Source organism: Acinetobacter sp. CAU_H_78, assembly GCF_058599365.1.
On sequence record NZ_CM178652.1, the window covers coordinates 390,897 to 412,006 of the forward strand.

The window sequence follows — 21,110 nt, forward strand, 5'->3', positions numbered from 1 at the left end:
TAGTGATCATGTGCTTAGAGATAAGGTTTAGCGTTGTAAAGTGAGAAGCACACCAATAAAAATCACCACGCCACCTAAAAGACGTTGCCAGTTCACCGGCATTTTTTCATTGCCCAGCAGACCAAACTGATCGACGATCATGGACATCACCATCTGACCAAAAATAATCATTCCGGTCAGTGTCAGGAAGCCCATTTTGGGAGCAGCATAAATACTCATGCTGATCGCATAAACACCCAAAAATCCACCTAACCAGAGATACCAGGGAACTGCAATCAGCTCCTGTAAACCTGGTTTGGGATGTGACTGAAACAGCACGATGCCGGCAAGCACTATTGTACCAATCAAAAAGGAAAAAAATGCAGCTTGAATAGGAGAATATAAATATTCTTTTAATTGGGTATTAATAGCCGTCTGTAAGGTCAGCAAGACCCCGATTGCAAAGACCAAAGGCAGTAAAATGAGGAGCTGGGAAGATATTTTCATAATTTTAACTATCTAATTCTATTTAAATTTTTAGGCATTAGGCGATGGCGATTTTAATTTTAGCAGTGTTGTTGCCGAGTCATGTTAAAATTACGCTAGATCTTGTAGTTGTTTTTGAGTAGTTCTTTGGCTGAATTGAATCCTGCACTTATTCCTTTATCCTTGTATATCCATATGCCGTGGTGCGTACGTAAATGTCCGTATTGTGACTTTAACTCGCATGCCGTGCCTGATGGAAAATTGTCTTTAGACCTGGAGCGGGAATATCTGCATGCGCTGGTAGAGGACTTTAAAACTCAGGTTGATTTTGCCCAAGGCCGTTCGATTCATAGTGTATTTATCGGTGGGGGAACGCCGTCACTGATCTCTGCTGCAGGTTATCAATGGCTATTTACCGAACTGAAAGCACTGATTCCTTTTGAAGAGAATTGTGAAATCACACTGGAAGCCAATCCGGGTACAGTGGAGCATGATCCATTCGCTGGATATTTAGCAGCTGGTATTAATCGTCTTTCGATAGGCGTGCAAAGTTTTAATACCGAGCATCTGAAAAAGCTGGGCCGAATCCATAGCAATCAAGATGCGATCTCGGCGATTGGCTTGGCGCGTGACGCAGGATTTCAGCGAATTAATGTAGATTTGATGCATGGCTTGCCTGGACAGACACTGGAGCAGGCACTCAATGACCTGAAACTGGCAGTCGAGAATGGCGCTACGCATATTTCGTGGTATCAGTTAACCATTGAGCCGAATACCGTGTTTTTCCGTACTCAGCCGATTTTACCGGTCGATGAAGTACTGGAAGAGATTCAGGAACAGGGCGAGGCCTATTTAAAAGCCAATGGCTTTATCAATTATGAAGTCTCTGCCTGGCGTAAAGAATTGCCATCGGCACATAATCTGAATTACTGGCAATTTGGTGATTATCTGGCCATTGGAGCAGGGGCACATGGCAAAGTGACTCAACCGGATGGTGTTTACCGTTTCCAGAAAACCCGTTTGCCTAAAGACTATTTAGCCAAAGTGCCAGCAGAAAATTTGCAGTTTAAGCGCATCGAAGCGGTAGATATGCCGTTTGAATTTATGATGAATGCTTTACGTTTAAATGATGGCGTGGAAGCAAAGCTTTATCTTGAACGAACAGGCTATAGTTTGGATACACTGAGTGAATTATTGACTTCACTGCGCCAACGTCAACTGATGGTAGAAGATACAGAACGTCTGGCATGTACTGAGCAAGGTCACATCTTTTTAAACTCTGTGCTGGAAGAGTTTCTTTAATTGCCTAATCTATCTAAATAATTAATCAAGTTTAAAAAAGCCCGATGAGTTACATCGGGCTTTTTCTTCTCTCTCCACTATGCATTTAAGCCATTCGGATTAACGATACTTAGGCGGTAACTTGTGATGCGGGCCATTGTGATGGTTTTTGTTGAAGAAACCCTTATGGTCTTTCTTGCCAAATTTATCATGACGATCATGCTGGTTAAAATGCGCTTTAGGAGGTGCTTTATGGAAACCACCTTTATGCGGCATTGGTTTCTTATCAAAATGATGCGCTGATGGCGTTGGATGACGATGATCCGGTCCAGGAGCCGCCATTGCTGACATGGTAGCTGTTGTTGCGATCAAGCCAATCATTAAAGAAGAAACTAATTTATTCATGATAATACTCATATTTATTTAATGAGTTCATCATAGGAGTCAGTGATGTAGGGAAGATGGAGCTGTAGACAAGACTTTTGTAAATTTCAGGATTTCTGTCAAATTTGTATTTAAGTAGCTAATAAATAATAATTTTAATTAAAACTTCTATATTTTTATGGGCAATTTTTGATTTTAAAATCATCAAAATTCTTCTCAGTTTCTTCATGTTTTAACCTGATTAAAATTAGATGAAGAGATTTGGGACAAGATGATGAATGAAAAGCGAATATTTAATTATCTTTTAAATTTAATTAATTGATCTGGAAACTAAAATTAGCCAATTTAAGGTACAAAAAAAGCACTCTAATGAGTGCTTTTTTTCATCTTCGCAATATTAGATTGCAGTGATGTTAGTCGCTGTAGGACCTTTTTGGCCTTGAGCTACGCTGAAAGAAACCTTTTGGCCTTCAGCTAAAGTTTTGAAACCTGAACCTTGGATTTCGCTGAAGTGAGCGAAAACGTCTGGACCATTGTCTTGTTGAATGAAGCCAAAACCTTTAGTTTCGTTGAACCACTTTACTGTACCGGTAACTGTGTTAGACATAATATAACCTATTGAATCTTATGGATTTATAGTCAAAATTTCAGATGACTAGCTGTAACTTTGAAAAATAAAAAGGATGGAGCTTATTGATCTTTAAAACGAAGGTTTATGACTAAAACTGCGATACTTAAAAGAAGACTAACCAAAACAAGAATTTTTCTAGTTATCGCCATCATACCCTGTATTTATAGATATTCAAGTAAATTATATGGATTATTTAATAGGCGTCTGAAAATTATAGATATAAATTTGTGTAGTTTGTGTACGCAGCAGATTTTTCTTTGTATCAAGTCATCATGTTGACATATGAAAAAGAGCGCCGTAGCGCTCTTTTTAAAGCTAAAACCTAAACTTTTGACTTAGTAATCAAAGCTGAAATGTTCTGCTGCCAGTGAAGTCATGGTCTTTGATGGATTCACCATTGCTTCCGCATGGCCTTGGGCACGTGGCAATAAACGCTCAAAGTAGAAATCCGCAGTTTTGATCTTCGCTTTGTAGAACTCTGGAACTTCTGCACCATCACCAGCAACCAGTTTTGCTGAAGCAACCGCAGCTTGTTGTGCCCAGAAGTAAGCCATCATGACGTAACCCGAGAACATCAAGAAGTCCACAGAAGCAGAGGATACGATATCACGGTCTTTACGTGCTGCCAGCATGATACGTACAGTGAGTGCGTTCCACTGTGCACATAGCTTGGTCAGATCCCAGGCAAAACGGCGCATGTATTTATTGCGTGCATGCTGACCACAGAATTTCAGAATTTCAGCGGTGTAATCACGAATCACTTTACCTTTAGAGGTCAGCAGGACTTTACGGCCAATCAGGTCAAGCGCCTGAACGCCAGTCGTTCCTTCGTACAGGGTAGAGATACGTGAGTCACGAACGATTTGCTCCATGCCCCATTCTTTGATGTAACCATGACCACCAAATACTTGCATACCGTGGTTCGCTGCTTCATAACCCATTTCAGTCAGGAAGCCTTTCAGAATAGGGGTATAGAAACCTAAGTGATCATCCTGCTGTTCAAATTCAGCAGTATCACCACGCAGCAGGGCATCATTCATGTTATCTGCAATTTGTGCTGCATGATAGATCATGGCACGACCACCTTCAGCAATCGCTTTCTGGGTCAATAGCATACGGCGCACATCGGCATGGTGAATGATCGCATCCGCTACTTTTTCTGGATCTTTTTTGCCAGACAGGGCACGCATCGACATACGTTCTTTAGCATATGGCAATGCACCCTGGAACGATAATTCTGCATGACAGATACCTTGGATTGCGGTACCAATACGCGCGGTATTCATGAAGGTAAACATGGCATGCAAGCCTTTGTTTGGCTCGCCAATTAAATAACCTACTGCATTGTCAAAGTTCAGTACAGCGGTTGCAGAGGCACGGATCCCCATCTTGTGTTCAATCGAACCACAGTTCACCGCATTGCGTTCACCGATACCACCATCTTCAGTAGCAATGAATTTCGGTACGATGAATAAAGAAATGCCTTTGGTGCCTTGTGGCGCATCTGGAAGACGTGCCAAAACGATGTGTACGATGTTTTCAGTTAAATCGTGTTCACCCGCAGAAATGAAGATTTTAGTGCCTGAAATGGCATAAGTACCATCAGCTTGTGGTTCAGCTTTAGTTTTTACCTGACCCAGGTCAGTACCACATTGTGGCTCAGTCAGACACATCGTACCTGACCAGGTACCTGCAACCAGATGCGGTAAATAGGTATTTTTCTGTTCATCAGTACCATACTGGATAATGGTATTGATACAGCCCACGCTCAAACCTGGATACATCTGGAAAGACCAGTTCGCTGTACCCATCATTTCTGATTTGATCAGGTTTAAAGACATCGGCAGGTTTTGACCGCCAAATTCCTCAGGATAAGACAGACCTTGCCAGCCACCTTGTACGAACTGATCATAAGCTTCCTTGAAGCCTTTCGGTGTACGTACTTCGCCATTTTCAAAATGACAGCCTTCTGCATCGCCGGTCTGGTTCAGCGGAGAAAGTACATTTTCACAGAAATCTGCCGCACCTTCTAGGATCATGTCTACCGTATCTGCATCGGCATATTCGCCATTTGACAGTTTTTGGTAATGTGCAGGGTAATCAAGCACTTCATTCATTAAGAAGCGAATATCACGTAAAGGAGCTTTATATGCTGGCATGCGTTTAATCCTGATTAAAATAGTTTTGGATTATCTGTATCGATTCTATGATTATTCACATTGGGGATAAAAAAACATTGATAAAGACAACAAATAAAAATGTCAGAAAAGCGAATCGAGAAGATCAGACAAGTTTAAAGATTAAATAAAGGAACTCTCCATCTTTAAATAAGGCACTTATATTGAAAAATGCTTATCTGTCTGGACTTTAATCAACATTTAGGGAGATTGTCTAGGGGGTTTTTTGTATGAATTGTACACGAATGTTAGGGTCTAATCATTGGATAAATCATGTCATTAAATCCAATTTAATTTTATTATTTTTAATGAAAGGAAAAGAGCGAACGGATTAATGGCTAACCCGTTCATCTCAAAAATATTCAGAATTAAAGAAAATCTTTCAACTCAGGTTTTACTCCGTTCCAGATATAAAAAGATTCAATGGCCTGACCGACTAGCATGCCGAAACCTTCAGAGGTAGGGATACCACGGGCTTTGGCTTGATCCAGGAACGTGGACGGTTTGCCATAGGCCATTTCATAGGCATGTTTAAACTGTAGAGCTTCAGGTAGTACCAGCGCATCACCGCTAAGACTGGCAGAAGTCGCATTAATTACGATATCAAACTTACCGGCCAACTCAGTTAAGGCAATGGCTTGTAACTCCGCTTGAGGCACAGCGTCTTTTAGATCGGCAACCAGTTGTTCTGCACGTGACAAAGTACGGTTAGCAATGACAATCTTCTTCACACCGGCTTGTACCAATGGATAGATAACGCCACGGGTCGCACCGCCAGCACCAATAATCAGGATATCAGTATTTTCCAGAGTCCAGTCAAGAGCACGAATAGCCTCGACTAAGCCTTGTCCGTCAGTATTATCGCCATGCAGAATGCCATCTTTCATCCATAGGGTATTCACGGCTTTGGCGATTTTGGCGCGTTCGGTGAGGACTTGGCATTGGGCAAAGGCCTGTTCTTTGAAGGGCACAGTCACATTCATGCCAATACCGCCCTGAGCAAAAAATTCCTGGATATTGGTTGTGAAACCATCCAGTGGAGCAAGGCGTTTGGTATAGGTCAGATCGACCCCGGTTTTGGTAGCGAAAGCCTGATGCAGTTCAGGAGAGCGTGATTGTTCGATGGGGTTGCCAATAACGGCAAATTGCTTGCTCATTTCACCATATCCATGTGCAGAAATGGCCATTAATATACGTGAAAATGCAGGAGGGCTAAAGCCTGTCAGTAGTGAAAAGCAGGCTAAAGATTAAAGGTTTAAGAACTACAAATCTCAATAATATGTTCGACAAAAAGCAAGGCCATACTAAATAAGGTTCCGGCAATCGTGAGGACACTCACAAAAATGGCAACTACATCTAAAATCAGGTTATGACTGATGACAGCGGTACTAATCGCACTAATACCCAGCGCCAGAAATAGCCAAAAGGCCAACGTAGCAGGATTAAGGTGAAGCTTAAACATTGTTATTTTTACCTAGCAGAATTTATCTTTATCAGAGTCAAGATTAAGGAGTAGATCCTGAAATATCTTTCTGAGTTGCAGTATAGAGGATTTATCCATTAAAAAAGCCCTCCATCTGAGGGCAATTTGTATTTAAATATTTTGATTGCTTTATTTTGTTTTTAATTCTGTTAACCAGTCATGCGGTTTAAGGTAATAATCGGTCAAGCGTTTTTCTGCTGATCCTTCAGCCCATTCCGGGCGATATAACCAACCGGTAAGAGGTGGCAGGCTCACCAGAATTGATTCAATCCGGCCACCCGTCTGCAGGCCAAACAGTGTGCCACGGTCATATACCAGATTGTATTCCACATAACGGCCACGACGATACAGCTGGAAATCACGTTGTGCTTCAGTATAAGGCTTGTCTTGGTTACGCTGGAAAATTGGCAAAATGGCCTCTAAATAGCCATTGCCTACAGCCTGCATATACTGAAAACAGGTTTCAAAATCCCATTGATTCAAGTCATCAAAGAATAGGCCACCGACACCACGCTGCTCATCACGATGTTTTAGATAGAAATAATCATCACACCATCTTTTATGTTCCGGATAAACCTCTTCGCCAAATGGAGCACAGAGATCATGCGCCGTCTGGTGCCATGAAAGCACATCTTCATCATTTGGATAGAAAGGGGTAAGGTCAAAACCGCCACCAAACCACCAGATCGGATCCTGACCTTCTTTTTCCGCCACAAATAAACGTACATTGGCATGTGAGGTCGGGACATTCGGATTTTTAGGATGGATGACTAAAGATACACCCATGGCTTGGGCTTTAGCTCCGGCTATATTCGGATGGCGTTCAGTGGCAGAAGCGGGCAGTTTGGAAATATTGATGTGAGAGAACATCACACCGCCTTTTTCAATCACCGTACCATTTTGCAGCACGCGTGAACGGCCACCGCCACCTTCAGGACGTTCCCAGTCATCAATCATGAATTCGGCTGTACCGCCACCGGCATGTTCCTGCTGTTCCAGCGCGGCACAAATCCGGGCTTGCAGGTCGAGGAGAAAGTCGTGAACGCGTTGAATATCTGCAGAGGTAGGATGCTGCATCAGAACCCTCATAGGGAAATAAAAAGACTGCTTACATCAAAGCATAAAATGGTCTAAAAATTAAGGTGTTTTTCTGGATGCTCACCATCTGTAACAACATTCAACCTAATGTTTTAGAAGGATGTGTAGTGCATTAAATCCGACCAGACTACTAGGTTGAATTCTTTTTTTTAGCTCCGCACAATAACCTCAACAGCGCTCTATGCAGCGCATTAACCTGACTGATAAGGTGGTAGGCATTCATGACTGTGCAGGCAAATTCTCTCATTCAAAAATATAATGTCCCCGGTCCCCGCTACACCAGTTATCCAACCGTACCTTATTGGGAAGAGTCAGGATTTTCACTAGAGCTTTGGAAGCAGACACTAAAACGTTCTTTTCAGGAGTCGAATGCGACTGAAGGCATCAGCCTGTATATCCATCTACCATTTTGTGAAAGTTTATGTACCTTTTGTGGCTGTCATAAACGGGTGACCAAACGTCATGAGGTCGAGCAGCCGTATATACAAGCTGTGCTGAAAGAATGGGATCTGTATTGTGAGTTATTAGAAGAAAAACCCGTCATCAAAGAAATTCATCTCGGCGGTGGGACACCAACGTTCTTTTCAATTGAACATTTAACCCAGCTCATTCAAGGCATTTTGTCCAAAGCCGAGATTGCAGCAGAACATGAATTCAGCTTCGAAGGTCACCCAAACAATACTACGCGTGAGCATTTGCAAGGCTTATATGACCTGGGCTTTCGTCGGGTCAGCTATGGCGTGCAGGATTATAATGAAACCGTACAAAAAGCCATTCACCGGATTCAGCCTTATGACAATGTCAAACAGGTCACCGAATGGGCGCGAGAAATTGGTTATGAATCGATTTCGCATGATCTGGTTTTTGGTCTGCCATTTCAAAGTCTGGAGGATGTCTTAAATACCATCGATCAGACCAATTCCCTATTACCAGACCGTCTGGCTCTATATAGCTATGCGCATGTGCCTTGGATTAAAGGGAATGGCCAGCGCGGTTTTAAAGATGCGGATGTACCGAAAGATGAGATCAAGCGTCAATGTTATGAAGAGGGTAAGAAAAAGCTCCTGGCGCATGGCTATCATGAAATTGGTATGGATCATTTTGCGCTAGAAAAAGACAGCATGTACCAGTCCTTTCAGTCTGGAACTTTGCACCGCAATTTTATGGGTTATAGCGCGTCTAAAACTCAGGTAATGATCGGACTCGGAATTTCTTCGATTAGTGATAGCTGGTATAGCTTTGCGCAGAATGTGAAAACCATTGAAGAATATTATGAACTGCTAGAGCAGAATCAGATTCCAGTGGTGAAAGGGCATATCCTGACTCAGGAAGACCTGATTATTCGCAAACATATCCTGAATCTGATGTGTGGCTTTACTACTTCTTGGGCAAAACCTGACATGAAGTTTGCTGAAATTGATGAAGTTCTAAAGCAGTTGGTGGAAATGCAGCAGGATCAGCTAATCAAAATTGAAGACTCTTCAGTCACGATTTTGGAGAAAGGGAAACCATTTGTACGCAATATTTGCATGGCTTTTGATTTACGTTTAAAGCGTCGTATGCCAGAGAACCGGATTTTCTCAATGACGATTTAAGAATCCCTCTTAGGATCTTATAAATCCCTCCAAACCTCCCTTTAAAAAAGGGAGGCTTCCCTATACTTATACAAAAGGAAATTTCCCCTCTTTGAAAAAGAGGGGGCAGGGGGAGATTCTTTTAAAAATCTTCCTTCTGATACATATGCGCCATACGCTCATGCTTAGTCTTGAGGTATTGCTCATTGAATGGATTCAGACCCACAGTGAGTGGTACACGGTCCACTACATTAATGCCTTGCTCTTTCAGTGCATCAATTTTTAAAGGGTTATTGGTGATCAGGCGGACGGCTTTTACACCTAAGTGATCCAGCATGATGCTGCACATATCATATTGACGTGCATCTGCCGGTAAATTCAGCATCAGGTTGGCATCGACCGTATCATGTCCCTGGTCTTGCAAGGCGTATGCACGGATTTTATTGGTCAAGCCAATTCCGCGTCCTTCCTGACGTAAATAAAGAATGACACCGCGACCCACTTCATTAATCAGTTTTTGTGTTGCCTGGAGTTGAGGGCCACAGTCGCATTTTAATGAAGCAAAGGCATCACCGGTTAAACATTCAGAATGTACACGGACCAGCACAGGTTCATCACTTGGTTCTTCTAAGCCTTTAGAAAGAGCGACATGTTCTTCGCCAGTTTTAGGGTCTTGAAAAACAGTAATTTTAAATTCACCATGAGCGGTCGGTAATCTTGAAGTTGCGACAAATTCGATAGGCACAGCTGAACCCGTAAAATCCTAATAAAGTAGCTAAAGTATAGCGTAATGCTTAAACATTAGTAGAATTGCTCAGCTGAATTTATGAAGAACATTTTCTTTTTTGTAGAAAGCGAACGATAATAGTTGATAAATAGTAAGATTATTCAGGATAATCGTAGCCTGCAAATTTTTCACCCCGACGAGATCGCTGTTTAATATTGCATCGCTAGAAGCGTAGCTGAATTGAAGCTGCTACAATTCAACTATATGATCGGTTATTCCCCATTGACCTAGCTTAAGATTTTGCCAGGCTTTAGAAGGCTTTGCCATATATGCTGTATACAGAAATACCAACTCAACGCCCTGTAACACCGTTGCTTGATGCGATCGATCATCCTGAGCAACTGCGTGCACTCGAGCAAAGCCAGCTCACACAAGTGGCGGATGAGTTACGTCAATTCATTTTGTATGCTGCGGGTCAGAGTGGTGGACACTTTGGGGCCAATCTGGGTGTGATTGAGCTTACTGTCGCTTTACATTACTGCTTTAATACGCCACATGATCGCCTGATCTGGGATGTGGGTCATCAGGCTTATCCGCATAAGGCGTTGACCGGACGTCGTGAACAGCTCACTACAATCCGTGCCAAAGATGGTCTGGCCGCATTTCCGGCGCGTGAAGAATCCGAATTTGATACTTTTGGGGTAGGGCATTCATCTACCGCAATTTCTGCTGGTCTCGGCATGGCTTTGGCACGCCGTTATCAGAACAACCCGTGCGAAGTCGTATCAATCATTGGTGATGGTGCCATGACAGCAGGTATGGCCTTTGAAGCTATGAATGATGCTGTGGCACATCAGGCTGACCTGATGGTGGTTCTGAACGACAATGATATGTCGATTTCATGTAGTACTGGTGGTTTTGCCAAGCATCTCGCTGCAATTTGGGAGCGTGGCGAATTCGTCAATGTGACTGAAGATGGTGAGGCTTATGTACAGCCACATCCGGAATGGCTATATAACTCGCGTTTACATCAAGCTGCAACTGATGCCGCAGATAACCTGTTTAAAGCCATTGGTTTTGACTACTTCGGTCCTTATGATGGCCATGATGTCAAACAATTGGTACACGTCTTTAAAGCCTTGAAAAAACGTAAAGGTCCTCGCCTAATTCATATCTATACCAAAAAAGGTAAGGGCTTTGCGCCAGCAGAATGTGACCAGATTAAATACCATGCGATTAGTAAACTCAATGCAGTTACAGCCCCTAATCCAGCACCGAAATATTCCGATGTATTTGGACAATGGTTATGTGATGAAGCAGCACAGGATAAACGCCTATTGGCGATTACTCCGGCAATGTGTGAAGGTTCAGGCATGGTGCAGTTTGCCAAAGAATATCCTGAGCGTTTCTTTGATGTTGCCATTGCAGAACAGCATGCAGTAACGCTTGCCGCTGGTATGGCTTGTGAAGGTTTAAAACCGGTCGTCGCAATTTATTCAACTTTCCTGCAACGTGGATATGACCAGTTGGTCCATGATGTAGCGCTGCAAAATCTGGATGTGACGTTTGGGATCGACCGTGCCGGTCTGGTCGGTGAAGATGGCCCAACGCATGCCGGTGCTTATGACTATGCCTATATGCGTACCATTCCGAATCTGGTGATCATGGCACCAAAAGACGAGAATGAGTGCCGTCAAATGTTGCATACGGCTTATCTGTATCATGGTCCGGCAGCAGTGCGTTATCCGCGCGGGAATGGACTGGGTGTGGAAATCCAGAAAACCATGACCGAGATGCAGATCGGTCAGGCAGAATTATTGCTTAGCCTGAACGAACAGTATGACGAATATGTTTCTATTCTGGCATTCGGTAGTCGGGTTCAAGCCGCAGTGGAAGCCGCTCAGGTATTTGCGAGCAAGCATGACGTGGGTGTACGCGTGGTAAATATGCGTTTCATCAAACCACTGGATACCAAAATGTTAAACCAGCTGGCCCATTCAACCAGTCTGTTTGTCACTGTTGAAGAACATGCAGTCATGGGCGGCGCAGGAAGTGCAGTGAATGAGTATCTGGCTGAAGCTCAAATCGTTAAACCAATCCTGAACCTAGGTCTAGCGGATAGCTTTATGGCACAAGCAACACATAGCCAGATGTTGCAACAGGCAGGACTTGATAGCCAAGGCATTGAAAAATCAATTAATGAAGCCTGGTCAAAGCTAGGTCAAAGCGTCCTGTTATAAACTCTTAAAAAGTTTCGACACATTTTTTCCCAAAAAGCCCGGATATTTGCTAAAATATGCGGGCTTTTATGCATTATTCTTTATCAGTATCTTCAAATTTGTAGTGGGTGTTCAATGGAACCTATGGTGGTGATGGCTGCGCGTGCGGCTCAATTAGTTGGTCAAGAGCTTTTAAAAGCGCATCAAAATCGTCATAAACTCGATCTGCAAGTCGAAGAAAAAGGCATTGATGGTCCGGTAACGCGTGTAGATCGTTATCTGGAACAGTTGACCATCGATACTCTACGTAAAAGCTATAAAAATCACAGTTTCCTTGGTGAAGAATTTGGTCTGCAAGAAGGTAAAGGTCACGACGCTGATTGGTGTTGGGTGATCGATCCGCTTGATGGCACACTAAACTTTATCAACGGTTTTCCGCATTTCTGTATCTCTATCGCAGTTCAGCACAAAGGTGTAACTCAACACGGTGTTATTTATGACCCTGTGAAAGATGAGCTATTCTCTGCGAGCCGTGGTCGTGGTGCGATGCTGAACCAGCGCCGTATCCGTGTAAATGTTAAAGACAGTCTGAACAATACTTTCCTGGCAGTTGGTCATGCTTACCGTACTAAACGTAATGGTGAAGTAGTCTCTTATGCCAAGAATCATTTTGATGCATTGCTCAATGTGACTGAAGCAGGTGCACAATTCCGTCGTGGTGGTTCAGCTGCCCTGGATCTGGCTTATGTCGCTGCTGGTCGTCTTGATGGTTACTTCGAGCTTGGCTTGAAACCTTGGGATATTGCAGCAGGTGAGTTAATCGTGAAAGAAGCGGGCGGTACTGTGGTTGATGCGCGTGGTGGTAGCGATTCTATGGAAAATGGTCAAGTTTTGGCTTGTTCAATGAAAATGCTGAAACCTCTTATGCAAGCAGTTGTTCCTGCTTGGGGTGAGGCAGCGAAATAATCGGGTTTAACGCCGTAAATCGAATATTAAAAAGGTATCTCTCGGGATGCCTTTTTTATTTTTGAAAATAATTACGAGATAAATATCTTCATATTTAGATGATTCACAGCCTTGATAAAAAAAATTGACCGGCTGGAGAATTAATTACATTTCTTTTCTTGGTTAAGTCTTAGAAATTGATGAAGAAATTAGCAGTTAAACAAAATAATCTGAAAAGCGGATGACTTTATAAATAATCCTGCTATAATCTGCGCACGCACTTAATTTCTGTTCGTCACCTGAACATTTCTCTTCTTATCATTGTGTATGCGCGTGCGGTCCAAAGAGAGGACGATATCTCGCGCCCCAATCGCTAAAGCGATTCCTTCAGGTTATGCCGTAATCATGCGTGCGTTATATCACATCGTCGTTACTCGGATCGCCGCTGAATCATCTCTTTTCAGCGTTTAATTGCTGTACCGCTTTTTGTCGATGTCCATTTGACTTTATTTTTAATGGAGCACCCAATTTCCGGGTGGAATACTCTATGAGCAAAACTTTTGCTGAATTTTCTTTGCATGAATCGTTACAACAAGCCCTTCAAGGCTTAGGTTTTACTACTCCGACTCCTGTACAAGAACAATCTATCCCTGCTGCACTAGAAGGTAAAGACCTTTTAGTATCTAGCCAGACAGGTTCGGGTAAAACCGCTGCGTTCCTTCTCCCAACTTTGAACGCACTTGCCAACCAAGATACTTTCGTACCATTTAAAGAACGTATGAAAGCGGTGACTCAACCAACTATTCTGGTGATTTCACCAACTCGTGAATTGGCACAACAAGTATGCCAAGACGCGATTGCATTTGTACGTCACATGAAAGGTGTTCGTATTGCTGCAATTATGGGTGGTATGCCTTTTGGTAAACAAATCCAGCAGTTAAAAGGTGCACAGGTTGTTGTAGCAACTCCAGGTCGTTTACTTGACCTTGTTAACCGTCGTCAAATCAAACTTGACAAAGTTGACTCGCTGATCGTCGACGAAGCTGACCGCATGCTAGACCTTGGTTTCTCTGAAGACCTAGAAGCAATCGGTGACTTGGCTGCAAACCGTAAACAAACACTGATGTTCTCTGCAACTTTCGCTCCACGTATCATTACCCTTGCTGAACGCATGATGAATGAGCCAGAGCGTATTGCAATTGAAACTGGTCACTCTACCAATACTGACATTACCCAGACTTTACACTGGACTGATGGCTTTGAGCACAAGAAAAAACTTCTTACTCACTGGTTAAACGAAGAAGATGTTGATCAGGCAGTGGTCTTTGCTTCTACTCAAGAAGATACAGATATGCTGGCTGAAGAACTTGCTGAAGCAGGTTTGTCCGTTGTTGCTCTACATGGTGCGATGCCACAAACCGTTCGTAACCGTCGTCTGCGCAGCATCCGTGAAGGTCGTGCAAAAATCCTGGTTGCAACTGACGTTGCAGCACGTGGTCTTGACGTACCAACGATTTCTCACGTGATCAACTTTGGTCTTCCTATGAAGAACGAAGACTATGTACACCGTATCGGTCGTACAGGTCGTGCGGGCCGTACCGGTAAAGCAATTACTTTAGCGACTTATCGTGAACGCGGTAAAATCCGTGCACTAGAAGACTTCCTTGAAGCTCGTCTAAATGTATCTGAAATTGAAGGTCTTGAGCCATCTCCACCTCCTGCACGCGGTAGCCGTGATGGCGCTGGTCGTGGTCGTGGCGGTCGTCGTGATGGCGGTCGTGGCTTCGGTGGTGGTCGTCGTTTCGAAGGCGAGAGCAATTTCAAACGTCGTGAAGGTGGTGATGACCGTCCACGTCGTAGCTTCGATGACAAACCTCGTGGCGAACGTCCTGCGTTCGGTGGCGAAGATCGTCCACGTCGTGACTTCAACAGCGATCGTCCACGTCGTGAAGGCGGTTTCGGTGATCGTCCACGTCGTGATTTCAATGAAGACCGTCCACGTCGCGAGTTTAATAATGATCGTCCACGTCGTGACTTTGGTGACCGTCCTCGTTTCGAAGGTAATGATGACAACCGCGGTAACCGTGTAGATTACAAACCACGTCGTGAAGGTTCTTTCGGTGATCGTCCAAAACGTGACTTCGGTGATCGTCCTGCTCCACGTCGTGAAGGTGGTTTCGGTGACCGTCCAAAACGTGATTTCGGTGACCGTCCAGCACGTCGCGAAGGTGGTTTCGGTGATCGTCCAGCACGTTCATTCGGTGATGACCGTCCAAAACGTGACTTCGGTGACCGTCCAGCGCGTCGCAACTTTGATGACAAGCCACGTGGCGAGCGTTCATTCGGTGAAGATCGTCCACGTCGTAAATTCAATGACTAATTGAATAACGTCTGAAATAAAAAACCAGCCTGAGTGCTGGTTTTTTTATGCATTGATTTTTTGTTTTTTCAGCATAAAATGCCTAATTCATCAACTTTTTCTGGGCTTATGGTGATCCGTAATCTGAAAGCGTCTTTTTATAGTCTTTCATATTGTTGAGGGGTACATGTCCTACATTGCGGTAACTTTGCTTTTATGCAATCTGATTTATTATGTATATCGTATTTTAAATGGATCATAGTCTGTTAAAATTGCGTCGAAATAAAATTTTTGATTACTAGAAATATATGGCCAGGCATGGAGCATTATGTTTTCCATGAACTTGACCCTTCATTTTCAAATGCTAACATGTTGAACTTCGTTCTTTTGTCATATGCATGCTGAAAAAATGCAGGAATAAACTCAGCTATGAAAAATCAAACAGCGCAGGATCCTCAGTCTTTGATTGAAGTCAAGAATTTGAGTTTCAAGCGGGGTGAGCGTGTAATTTATGACGATGTCAGTTTAAACATTCGTCGTGGGCAGATTACCGCCATTATGGGACCTTCCGGAACTGGTAAAACCACTTTATTAAGATTGATCGGCGGGCAACTAACGCCTGAACAGGGTCAGGTTTTACTGGACGGTAAAGATATTGCCAAGATGTCCCGTTCCGAGCTTTTTTCTGCACGTGCACGTATGGGGATGCTGTTTCAAAGTGGCGCTCTGTTTACCGACATGAGCGTCTATGAAAATGTTGCCTTTCCGATTCGTGCGCATACCAAATTGCCTGAACATCTGATTGCTGAAATCGTGGCTTTGAAACTCGAGTCAGTAGGCTTACGTGGGGCAGAGCAGATGATGCCTTCAGAGCTGTCTGGCGGGATGAATCGCCGTGTCGCGTTGGCTCGTGCGATTGCACTGGATCCGGAACTGATCATGTACGATGAGCCTTTTGCCGGGCAGGATCCGATTGTGATGGGTGTATTGACCCGATTGATCCGCTCTCTACGTGAAGCACTGGATTTAACAACCATTATTGTTTCGCATGATGTAGCAGAGACTTTATCGATTGCCGATTACATTTATGTAGTCGCAGAAGGCAAAATTCAGGGCGAGGGCACAGCAGAAGAATTGAAAAATCATCCTTCAGCCTTTGTGCAGCAGTTCCTCACCGGTTCGGTTGAAGGCCCGGTAGATTATCAGTTTAGTCATCAGGCTTATTTAAGTGATGAGGTACGTTCATGAATGCCATTGCTGCCTTAGGTAGACGCGTTATTGAACGTGTTCAGGGGATTGGTGTTGCAACACTGATGCTGTTGCAGATTCTCTTTTCCATGCCGACCTGGCTTGGAGTAAAGCTGTTTGTTTATCAGATGTATCGGGTTGGGGTGCTGTCACTCTTGATTATTGCGGTATCTGGCCTGTTTATTGGTTCGGTACTCGGTTTGCAGATGTATACCATCCTGTCGACATTCGGTAGTGAAGCGATGCTTGGTACTGCAGTGGCTTTAACCCTGTTACGTGAATTAGCACCTGTGGTTGCTGCCTTACTATTTGCTGGTCGTGCCGGTTCTGCCTTAACTGCCGAAATTGGTCTGATGAAAGCAACCGAGCAATTATCCAGTATGGAAATGATCGGGGTCGATCCCTTAAAACGGGTGATTTCACCACGCCTTTGGGCCGGTATTTTTAGCTTGCCAATGCTCTCTGTGATCTTTGCTGCGGTCGGGATTATGGGCGGAAAAATGGTAGGTGTTGATTTTCTGGGTGCAGATGAAGGTGCATATTGGAGCGGCATGGAAAGTACCGTGCGATTCTATAAAGATGTCCTGAATGGCACTATTATTAAGAGTTTTGTTTTCGCATTAATTTGTACCTGGATCGCGGTTTATCAGGGTTATGCCTGTGAACCAACATCAGAAGGTATCGCAACTTCTACAACACGTACGGTCGTCTATTCTTCGCTGTGCGTATTAGGTTTTGATTTCGTGTTGACTGCGGTCATGTTCGGAGGTATTTAATGAAATCACGTACTAGTGAGCTGGCCGTTGGTGTTTTTGTCATTCTTTTCGGTATCGCCCTGTTCTTCCTAGCGATGCGTGTCAGCGGTCTGGTAGGCACCAATATTTCTGATAGCTATCAGATGACAGCGACTTTTGAAAATGTAAATGGCATCAAGCCACGTGCTAAAGTTGCTTTGAGTGGGGTAAAAGTCGGTCAGGTCGATAAAATTACACTGGATCCGGTGACCCGTTTAGCCACTGTCCATATGACACTGGATGGCTCTCTGACTTCTTTTAATGCCGAGCAGCTCAAGCAGGTTCAGCAGGAAGCATTGGAAGAGTTACGTTATAGTTCAGATTATACCGCAGCCGATCCTGCGCAACAAAAAACAATGGAAAAACAACTATTAGATAACATGAAATCCATCACCAATATTGATGAAGATGCTTACATTATGGTAGCAACAAATGGTTTATTGGGTGAAAAGTATCTGAAAATTATTCCAGGTGGCGGTCTGACTTACTTGAAACGTGGTGAGCAGATTGCGAACACTCAAGGCACCATGGAAATTGAAGATTTAGTGACGAAATTTATTACCGGTGGTGCCGGAAAATCGTCAGATAGTCAGGAAAGTGCCTCAGAAGAAGCTGCATTTTCAGAAACAACAGATGCAGAACCTGTATTTGTTGAATAACAGATTGAGGAGATTTGAGTGAAGACTTTAGTAAAACAAACGCTTGCTGCAAGCATTCTTTCAACAATGGTTGCTGGTACAGTGTTTGCTGCACCGTCTGAAGCCCCACCTGCTTTTATTAAAAGAGTTGCAGACAATTTGATTGATCGTCTTAAAACCGATCATGCCAAATTGCAGAATAATCCTGCGCTTGTGAAAACGATTGTCCGTCAGAACCTTGACCCATATATTGATTCACAATCGTTTACCCGGATTGTGATGGGGACTTATGCGACCAATCAGTATAGTACTGCGGCGCAGCGTGCACAGTTTGAAAAGAACTTCCGTGAAACCCTGATTGAAAATTATGGTACGGCTTTCTCTAAGTTCAGTAACCAGACTTACAGCGTTCGTCCTTACAAGGCGACTAACAGCAAAAATCCTGTAGTGACCATCGACTTTAATAACAAAGGCGAGAAAATCCCGGTTGCCTTCCAGCTGGTTGATAAAGGTTCACAATGGAAAATCCGTAACATTAACGTATCTGGGATTGACCTAGGTCTGCAGTTCCGTAACCAGTTTGCGGCTACAGTAAAACGTAATGGTGGTAACCTGGATAAAGCCATTGCTAACTTCAAGCCAGATGCTGAAGCGGCAATTGACAAGAAAAAATAAGATAGGTGAGCTGTGATTCAATTCAATAATCAGGAACTGCAGGTTTCAGGCAAGATTGACGCTGACAATGCGCAGAACTATTACCTAGATGGTCTGCGTGTCATTAAGTCACAGGACAAGTTTCCTGTGGTAGTTAATCTGGCTGGACTTGAGCAAGGTAGTACTTTGGCTTTGGCTGTTCTGGTGCGCTGGTTGCGCCAGACCCCGCAAGCACGAGGGCTACAGTTTAAAGCGGTTCCTGAGAAAATGATGAAGATCATTCAGGCCTGTCATTTGCAGGATGATTTACAGATCATTCAGTAAATAAAAAAGCACCGAAAGGTGCTTTTTTATTGCCGGTATATTTTAAAAAAGTTCCTCCCTTTCTCAAAGGGAGGTTAGGAGGGATTAGTTAATTAACCTCTCCCTAACCCTCTCCTGAAAGGAGAGGTAACTTGTATTTTAAAAAAGTGGAGAAATGGGTCTAGACTCGAACTTTAAGCAAATATTGGAAGTCTTTTCTCTCTGAGCGAGATTTAAAGCACTGCCTTAAATCTAAACACAAGAGAGTTAGAGAGGGTTAATTCTGACCTCACCCTTGTGCAGCAGTGCTGCTTATCACCTGAAAGGAGAGGGAAATTCCTCCCCTAATAAGGAGAAATTAGGAGGGATTCTAAATCCACTTCTTCCATCTAAAGTAAATCAATGGTCCAATCAGGAAGCCCATAATAATAATGTTCACCATCACAAAGCTCATCGAACCTTGAGCGAAAGGCAAGACATCAGTGTTCATCCCGTAAATACTGGCAATCAGCATGGGGGGCGCGAGCATACTTGGTAAAATCGAGAAGCGACGGATCGTATCATTCTGTTCAGTGTTAATGAATCCGGACGTGGTATCCAGCAAGAATCGGACTTTCTGGAACAGGAAGGCATCGTGTTCGACCAGTGAGCGGACGTCTTCACTGAGTTCTCGAATATCTGCATCATAAATATGACTACCCAGCGCGCGTGGCCGTGACAGGAAGGTAAGTACCCGGCGTAAATCGATCAGACAGAGCTGGGCTTTTCCGAGCATATCTTCCAGTTGGGCCAGACGGGTAATCATGTCATCCAGATCCAGGATCTGTTCACGATGCCGGTTATTCAGCACTTCGGTTGAGTATTTTTCCAGATCCTTATGTACATCTTCCAGAATATCAGCCAACTCATCCAGTTTGGCTTCGAGTAAACCCAGCAGAATCCAGGTTGGATCTTTATAGTCAATATCGTAATCATTGCGACGCGCACGGGCACGAAAGGCACGGAAAGCTACCAGCTTTTCACCGCGCAGGGTAAAGAGCCGGTCTTTATGCAAGATGAAAGCAACTGTCTGAACCGTTGCGAGGATGCTGGCATCATCCTCATGTTCACTTTCGACCTGATAATTTTTATTTTTCGTTAAGAAATAGGTACTGATGTGCAAAATACCGTCATCATCACGGTAAAATCGGGCACTCGAAGAAATATCTTCCAGAGATTTTAAAGTGGGCAGGTTTTGCTCATAGGCATCCAGAATCCATTGCTGTTCTTCCTGTGAAGGCGCAATTAAATCTATCCAAACCAGTTCCGGATGCAGGTCGAAATCACCATTGATGGTGGCATCTTCTAGGCTACCGCGCTCTGTGGCGTAAAAGGCTTCAAGCATGCTGTCTTTTCTCCCTTGCGCAGTATGTTAATCTAAATGCGTGTATTTTAGACAAGGAATTGAATAAAAACACTGATTGTGCAGTTATTTTTGAAAAAAAACTCTCAGGCGCTGCCTGCGTACTATATACCGGCAATGCAATGGTGAAAATGATGAATTCTATCGCAATTTTCTGTGGCTCAGCGCTAGGTTCTGAACCTGGTTATAAACAAATTGCTGAAAAGGTAGGCCAAGCCCTGGCAAAAAGACAGCAAACACTGATTTATGGTGGTGGTCGTTCCGGATTAATGGGCATTGTAGCAGATAGTGCCCTGGCTGCAGGGGGCGAGGTCATTGGTGTCATTCCAAGACCCTTGGTGAATCGTGAATTGGCGCATCCGCATATTACCAAGCTGTATGTGGTCGATAATATGCATGAGCGTAAGACCAAAATGTCAGAACTCTCCGATGGTTTCATTGCCATTCCGGGTGGGGCGGGAACACTCGAGGAAATTTTTGAACAATGGACTTGGGCACAGCTCGGGATTCATAAAAAGCCTTGTGCTTTTCTCAATGTCGATGGCTTTTATGATGATTTGCTTAAATTTATTCAGATGACTACAGATAAAGGTTTTACCAAGCCACGTTTTACTGAATCCCTGATCGTGAGTGATGACTTCGAAGAAATTTTGCAGAAATTTCAAGACTACCAGCCGCCTGAAGCAAAATGGGGTATGGTCGATCAGGAAGATCTCGTAAAATAAATA

At 43.7% G+C, this 21,110-nt stretch carries 20 protein-coding genes; 11 read left to right on the top strand and 9 right to left on the bottom strand.

Going from position 1 to position 21,110, the window contains the following annotated elements; genetic code table 11:
* Positions 1–27: 27 nt before the first annotated feature.
* On the bottom strand, positions 28–486 hold the full coding sequence (locus AC4MCD_RS01850; RefSeq protein ID WP_159122648.1) for a DMT family transporter: 459 nt from the start codon (positions 484–486) through the stop codon (positions 28–30).
* A gap of 126 nt (positions 487–612) precedes the next feature.
* On the opposite strand from AC4MCD_RS01850, the gene hemW reads away from it, so the two are divergent.
* Positions 613–1,767, top strand: coding sequence for a radical SAM family heme chaperone HemW (hemW, locus tag AC4MCD_RS01855; protein WP_491876496.1), 1,155 nt, complete (start codon positions 613–615; stop codon positions 1,765–1,767).
* 99 nt (positions 1,768–1,866) lie between these two features.
* Here the strand turns inward: hemW and AC4MCD_RS01860 are convergent, their stop codons facing one another.
* The 6 genes from AC4MCD_RS01860 to hemF all read right to left on the bottom strand — a co-directional run bounded on the left by AC4MCD_RS01860 (position 1,867) and on the right by hemF (position 7,498).
* Entirely contained in the window at positions 1,867–2,151 is a 285-nt protein-coding gene (locus tag AC4MCD_RS01860) for a hypothetical protein (protein WP_419374503.1), read from the bottom strand.
* A 376-nt stretch (positions 2,152–2,527) separates the two neighbouring features.
* Positions 2,528–2,737 carry a cold-shock protein gene (locus AC4MCD_RS01865; RefSeq protein ID WP_004786992.1) on the bottom strand — a complete coding sequence of 70 codons (210 nt, stop codon included), beginning with the start codon at positions 2,735–2,737 and terminating at the stop codon, positions 2,528–2,530.
* 359 nt (positions 2,738–3,096) lie between these two features.
* The gene (locus AC4MCD_RS01870) at positions 3,097–4,920 is read right to left on the bottom strand and encodes an acyl-CoA dehydrogenase C-terminal domain-containing protein (protein ID WP_166135889.1); all 1,824 of its coding nucleotides are present in this window, start codon (positions 4,918–4,920) and stop codon (positions 3,097–3,099) included.
* A gap of 386 nt (positions 4,921–5,306) precedes the next feature.
* Positions 5,307–6,095 (bottom strand): shikimate dehydrogenase, encoded by a 789-nt coding sequence (gene aroE, locus AC4MCD_RS01875; protein WP_491876497.1) that lies wholly within the window; start codon positions 6,093–6,095, stop codon positions 5,307–5,309.
* A 98-nt stretch (positions 6,096–6,193) separates the two neighbouring features.
* The gene (locus tag AC4MCD_RS01880; protein WP_005233693.1) at positions 6,194–6,400 is read right to left on the bottom strand and encodes a hypothetical protein; all 207 of its coding nucleotides are present in this window, start codon (positions 6,398–6,400) and stop codon (positions 6,194–6,196) included.
* Positions 6,401–6,550: 150 nt separating this feature from the next.
* Positions 6,551–7,498: an oxygen-dependent coproporphyrinogen oxidase gene (gene hemF / locus AC4MCD_RS01885; RefSeq protein WP_491876498.1), complete on the bottom strand. Its 948-nt coding sequence runs from the start codon at positions 7,496–7,498 to the stop codon at positions 6,551–6,553.
* A 242-nt stretch (positions 7,499–7,740) separates the two neighbouring features.
* Between hemF and hemN the strand changes: the two genes are divergently transcribed.
* A complete protein-coding gene (gene hemN / locus AC4MCD_RS01890; protein WP_491876499.1) occupies positions 7,741–9,114 on the top strand; it encodes an oxygen-independent coproporphyrinogen III oxidase in 1,374 nt (457 codons plus the stop codon).
* A 121-nt stretch (positions 9,115–9,235) separates the two neighbouring features.
* Here the strand turns inward: hemN and ribA are convergent, their stop codons facing one another.
* The gene (ribA, locus tag AC4MCD_RS01895; protein WP_004786979.1) at positions 9,236–9,838 is read right to left on the bottom strand and encodes a GTP cyclohydrolase II; all 603 of its coding nucleotides are present in this window, start codon (positions 9,836–9,838) and stop codon (positions 9,236–9,238) included.
* 311 nt (positions 9,839–10,149) lie between these two features.
* On the opposite strand from ribA, the gene dxs reads away from it, so the two are divergent.
* The 8 genes from dxs (at position 10,150) to AC4MCD_RS01935 (ending at position 19,001) form a co-directional block, all read left to right on the top strand.
* Entirely contained in the window at positions 10,150–12,060 is a 1,911-nt protein-coding gene (gene dxs / locus AC4MCD_RS01900; RefSeq protein WP_491876500.1) for a 1-deoxy-D-xylulose-5-phosphate synthase, read from the top strand.
* A 114-nt stretch (positions 12,061–12,174) separates the two neighbouring features.
* Positions 12,175–13,005, top strand: a complete 831-nt coding sequence (locus AC4MCD_RS01905; RefSeq protein ID WP_004786976.1) for an inositol monophosphatase family protein — start codon at positions 12,175–12,177, stop codon at positions 13,003–13,005.
* Positions 13,006–13,531: 526 nt separating this feature from the next.
* A complete protein-coding gene (locus AC4MCD_RS01910) occupies positions 13,532–15,364 on the top strand; it encodes a DEAD/DEAH box helicase (protein WP_180011177.1) in 1,833 nt (610 codons plus the stop codon).
* A gap of 408 nt (positions 15,365–15,772) precedes the next feature.
* A complete protein-coding gene (locus tag AC4MCD_RS01915; protein WP_005233709.1) occupies positions 15,773–16,591 on the top strand; it encodes an ABC transporter ATP-binding protein in 819 nt (272 codons plus the stop codon).
* Positions 16,588–17,367: a lipid asymmetry maintenance ABC transporter permease subunit MlaE gene (gene mlaE, locus AC4MCD_RS01920; protein ID WP_004786970.1), complete on the top strand. Its 780-nt coding sequence runs from the start codon at positions 16,588–16,590 to the stop codon at positions 17,365–17,367. The genes AC4MCD_RS01915 and mlaE overlap by 4 nt, the downstream gene beginning before the upstream one ends.
* Positions 17,367–18,044 (top strand): outer membrane lipid asymmetry maintenance protein MlaD, encoded by a 678-nt coding sequence (gene mlaD, locus AC4MCD_RS01925; RefSeq protein ID WP_491876501.1) that lies wholly within the window; start codon positions 17,367–17,369, stop codon positions 18,042–18,044. Before mlaE ends, mlaD begins: the two co-directional genes overlap by 1 nt.
* 18 nt (positions 18,045–18,062) lie before the next feature.
* On the top strand, positions 18,063–18,698 hold the full coding sequence (locus tag AC4MCD_RS01930) for an MlaC/ttg2D family ABC transporter substrate-binding protein (RefSeq protein WP_004786965.1): 636 nt from the start codon (positions 18,063–18,065) through the stop codon (positions 18,696–18,698).
* Between the two features lie 12 nt (positions 18,699–18,710).
* The gene (locus tag AC4MCD_RS01935) at positions 18,711–19,001 is read left to right on the top strand and encodes an STAS domain-containing protein (protein ID WP_491876502.1); all 291 of its coding nucleotides are present in this window, start codon (positions 18,711–18,713) and stop codon (positions 18,999–19,001) included.
* A gap of 349 nt (positions 19,002–19,350) precedes the next feature.
* On the opposite strand, the gene AC4MCD_RS01940 is transcribed toward AC4MCD_RS01935, so the two are convergent.
* Positions 19,351–20,364, bottom strand: a complete 1,014-nt coding sequence (locus tag AC4MCD_RS01940; protein ID WP_159122636.1) for a CorA family divalent cation transporter — start codon at positions 20,362–20,364, stop codon at positions 19,351–19,353.
* Positions 20,365–20,516: 152 nt separating this feature from the next.
* Here AC4MCD_RS01940 and AC4MCD_RS01945 point away from each other — a divergent pair, with 152 nt between their 5' ends.
* On the top strand, positions 20,517–21,107 hold the full coding sequence (locus AC4MCD_RS01945) for an LOG family protein (protein WP_180003288.1): 591 nt from the start codon (positions 20,517–20,519) through the stop codon (positions 21,105–21,107).
* Positions 21,108–21,110 lie beyond the last annotated feature (3 nt).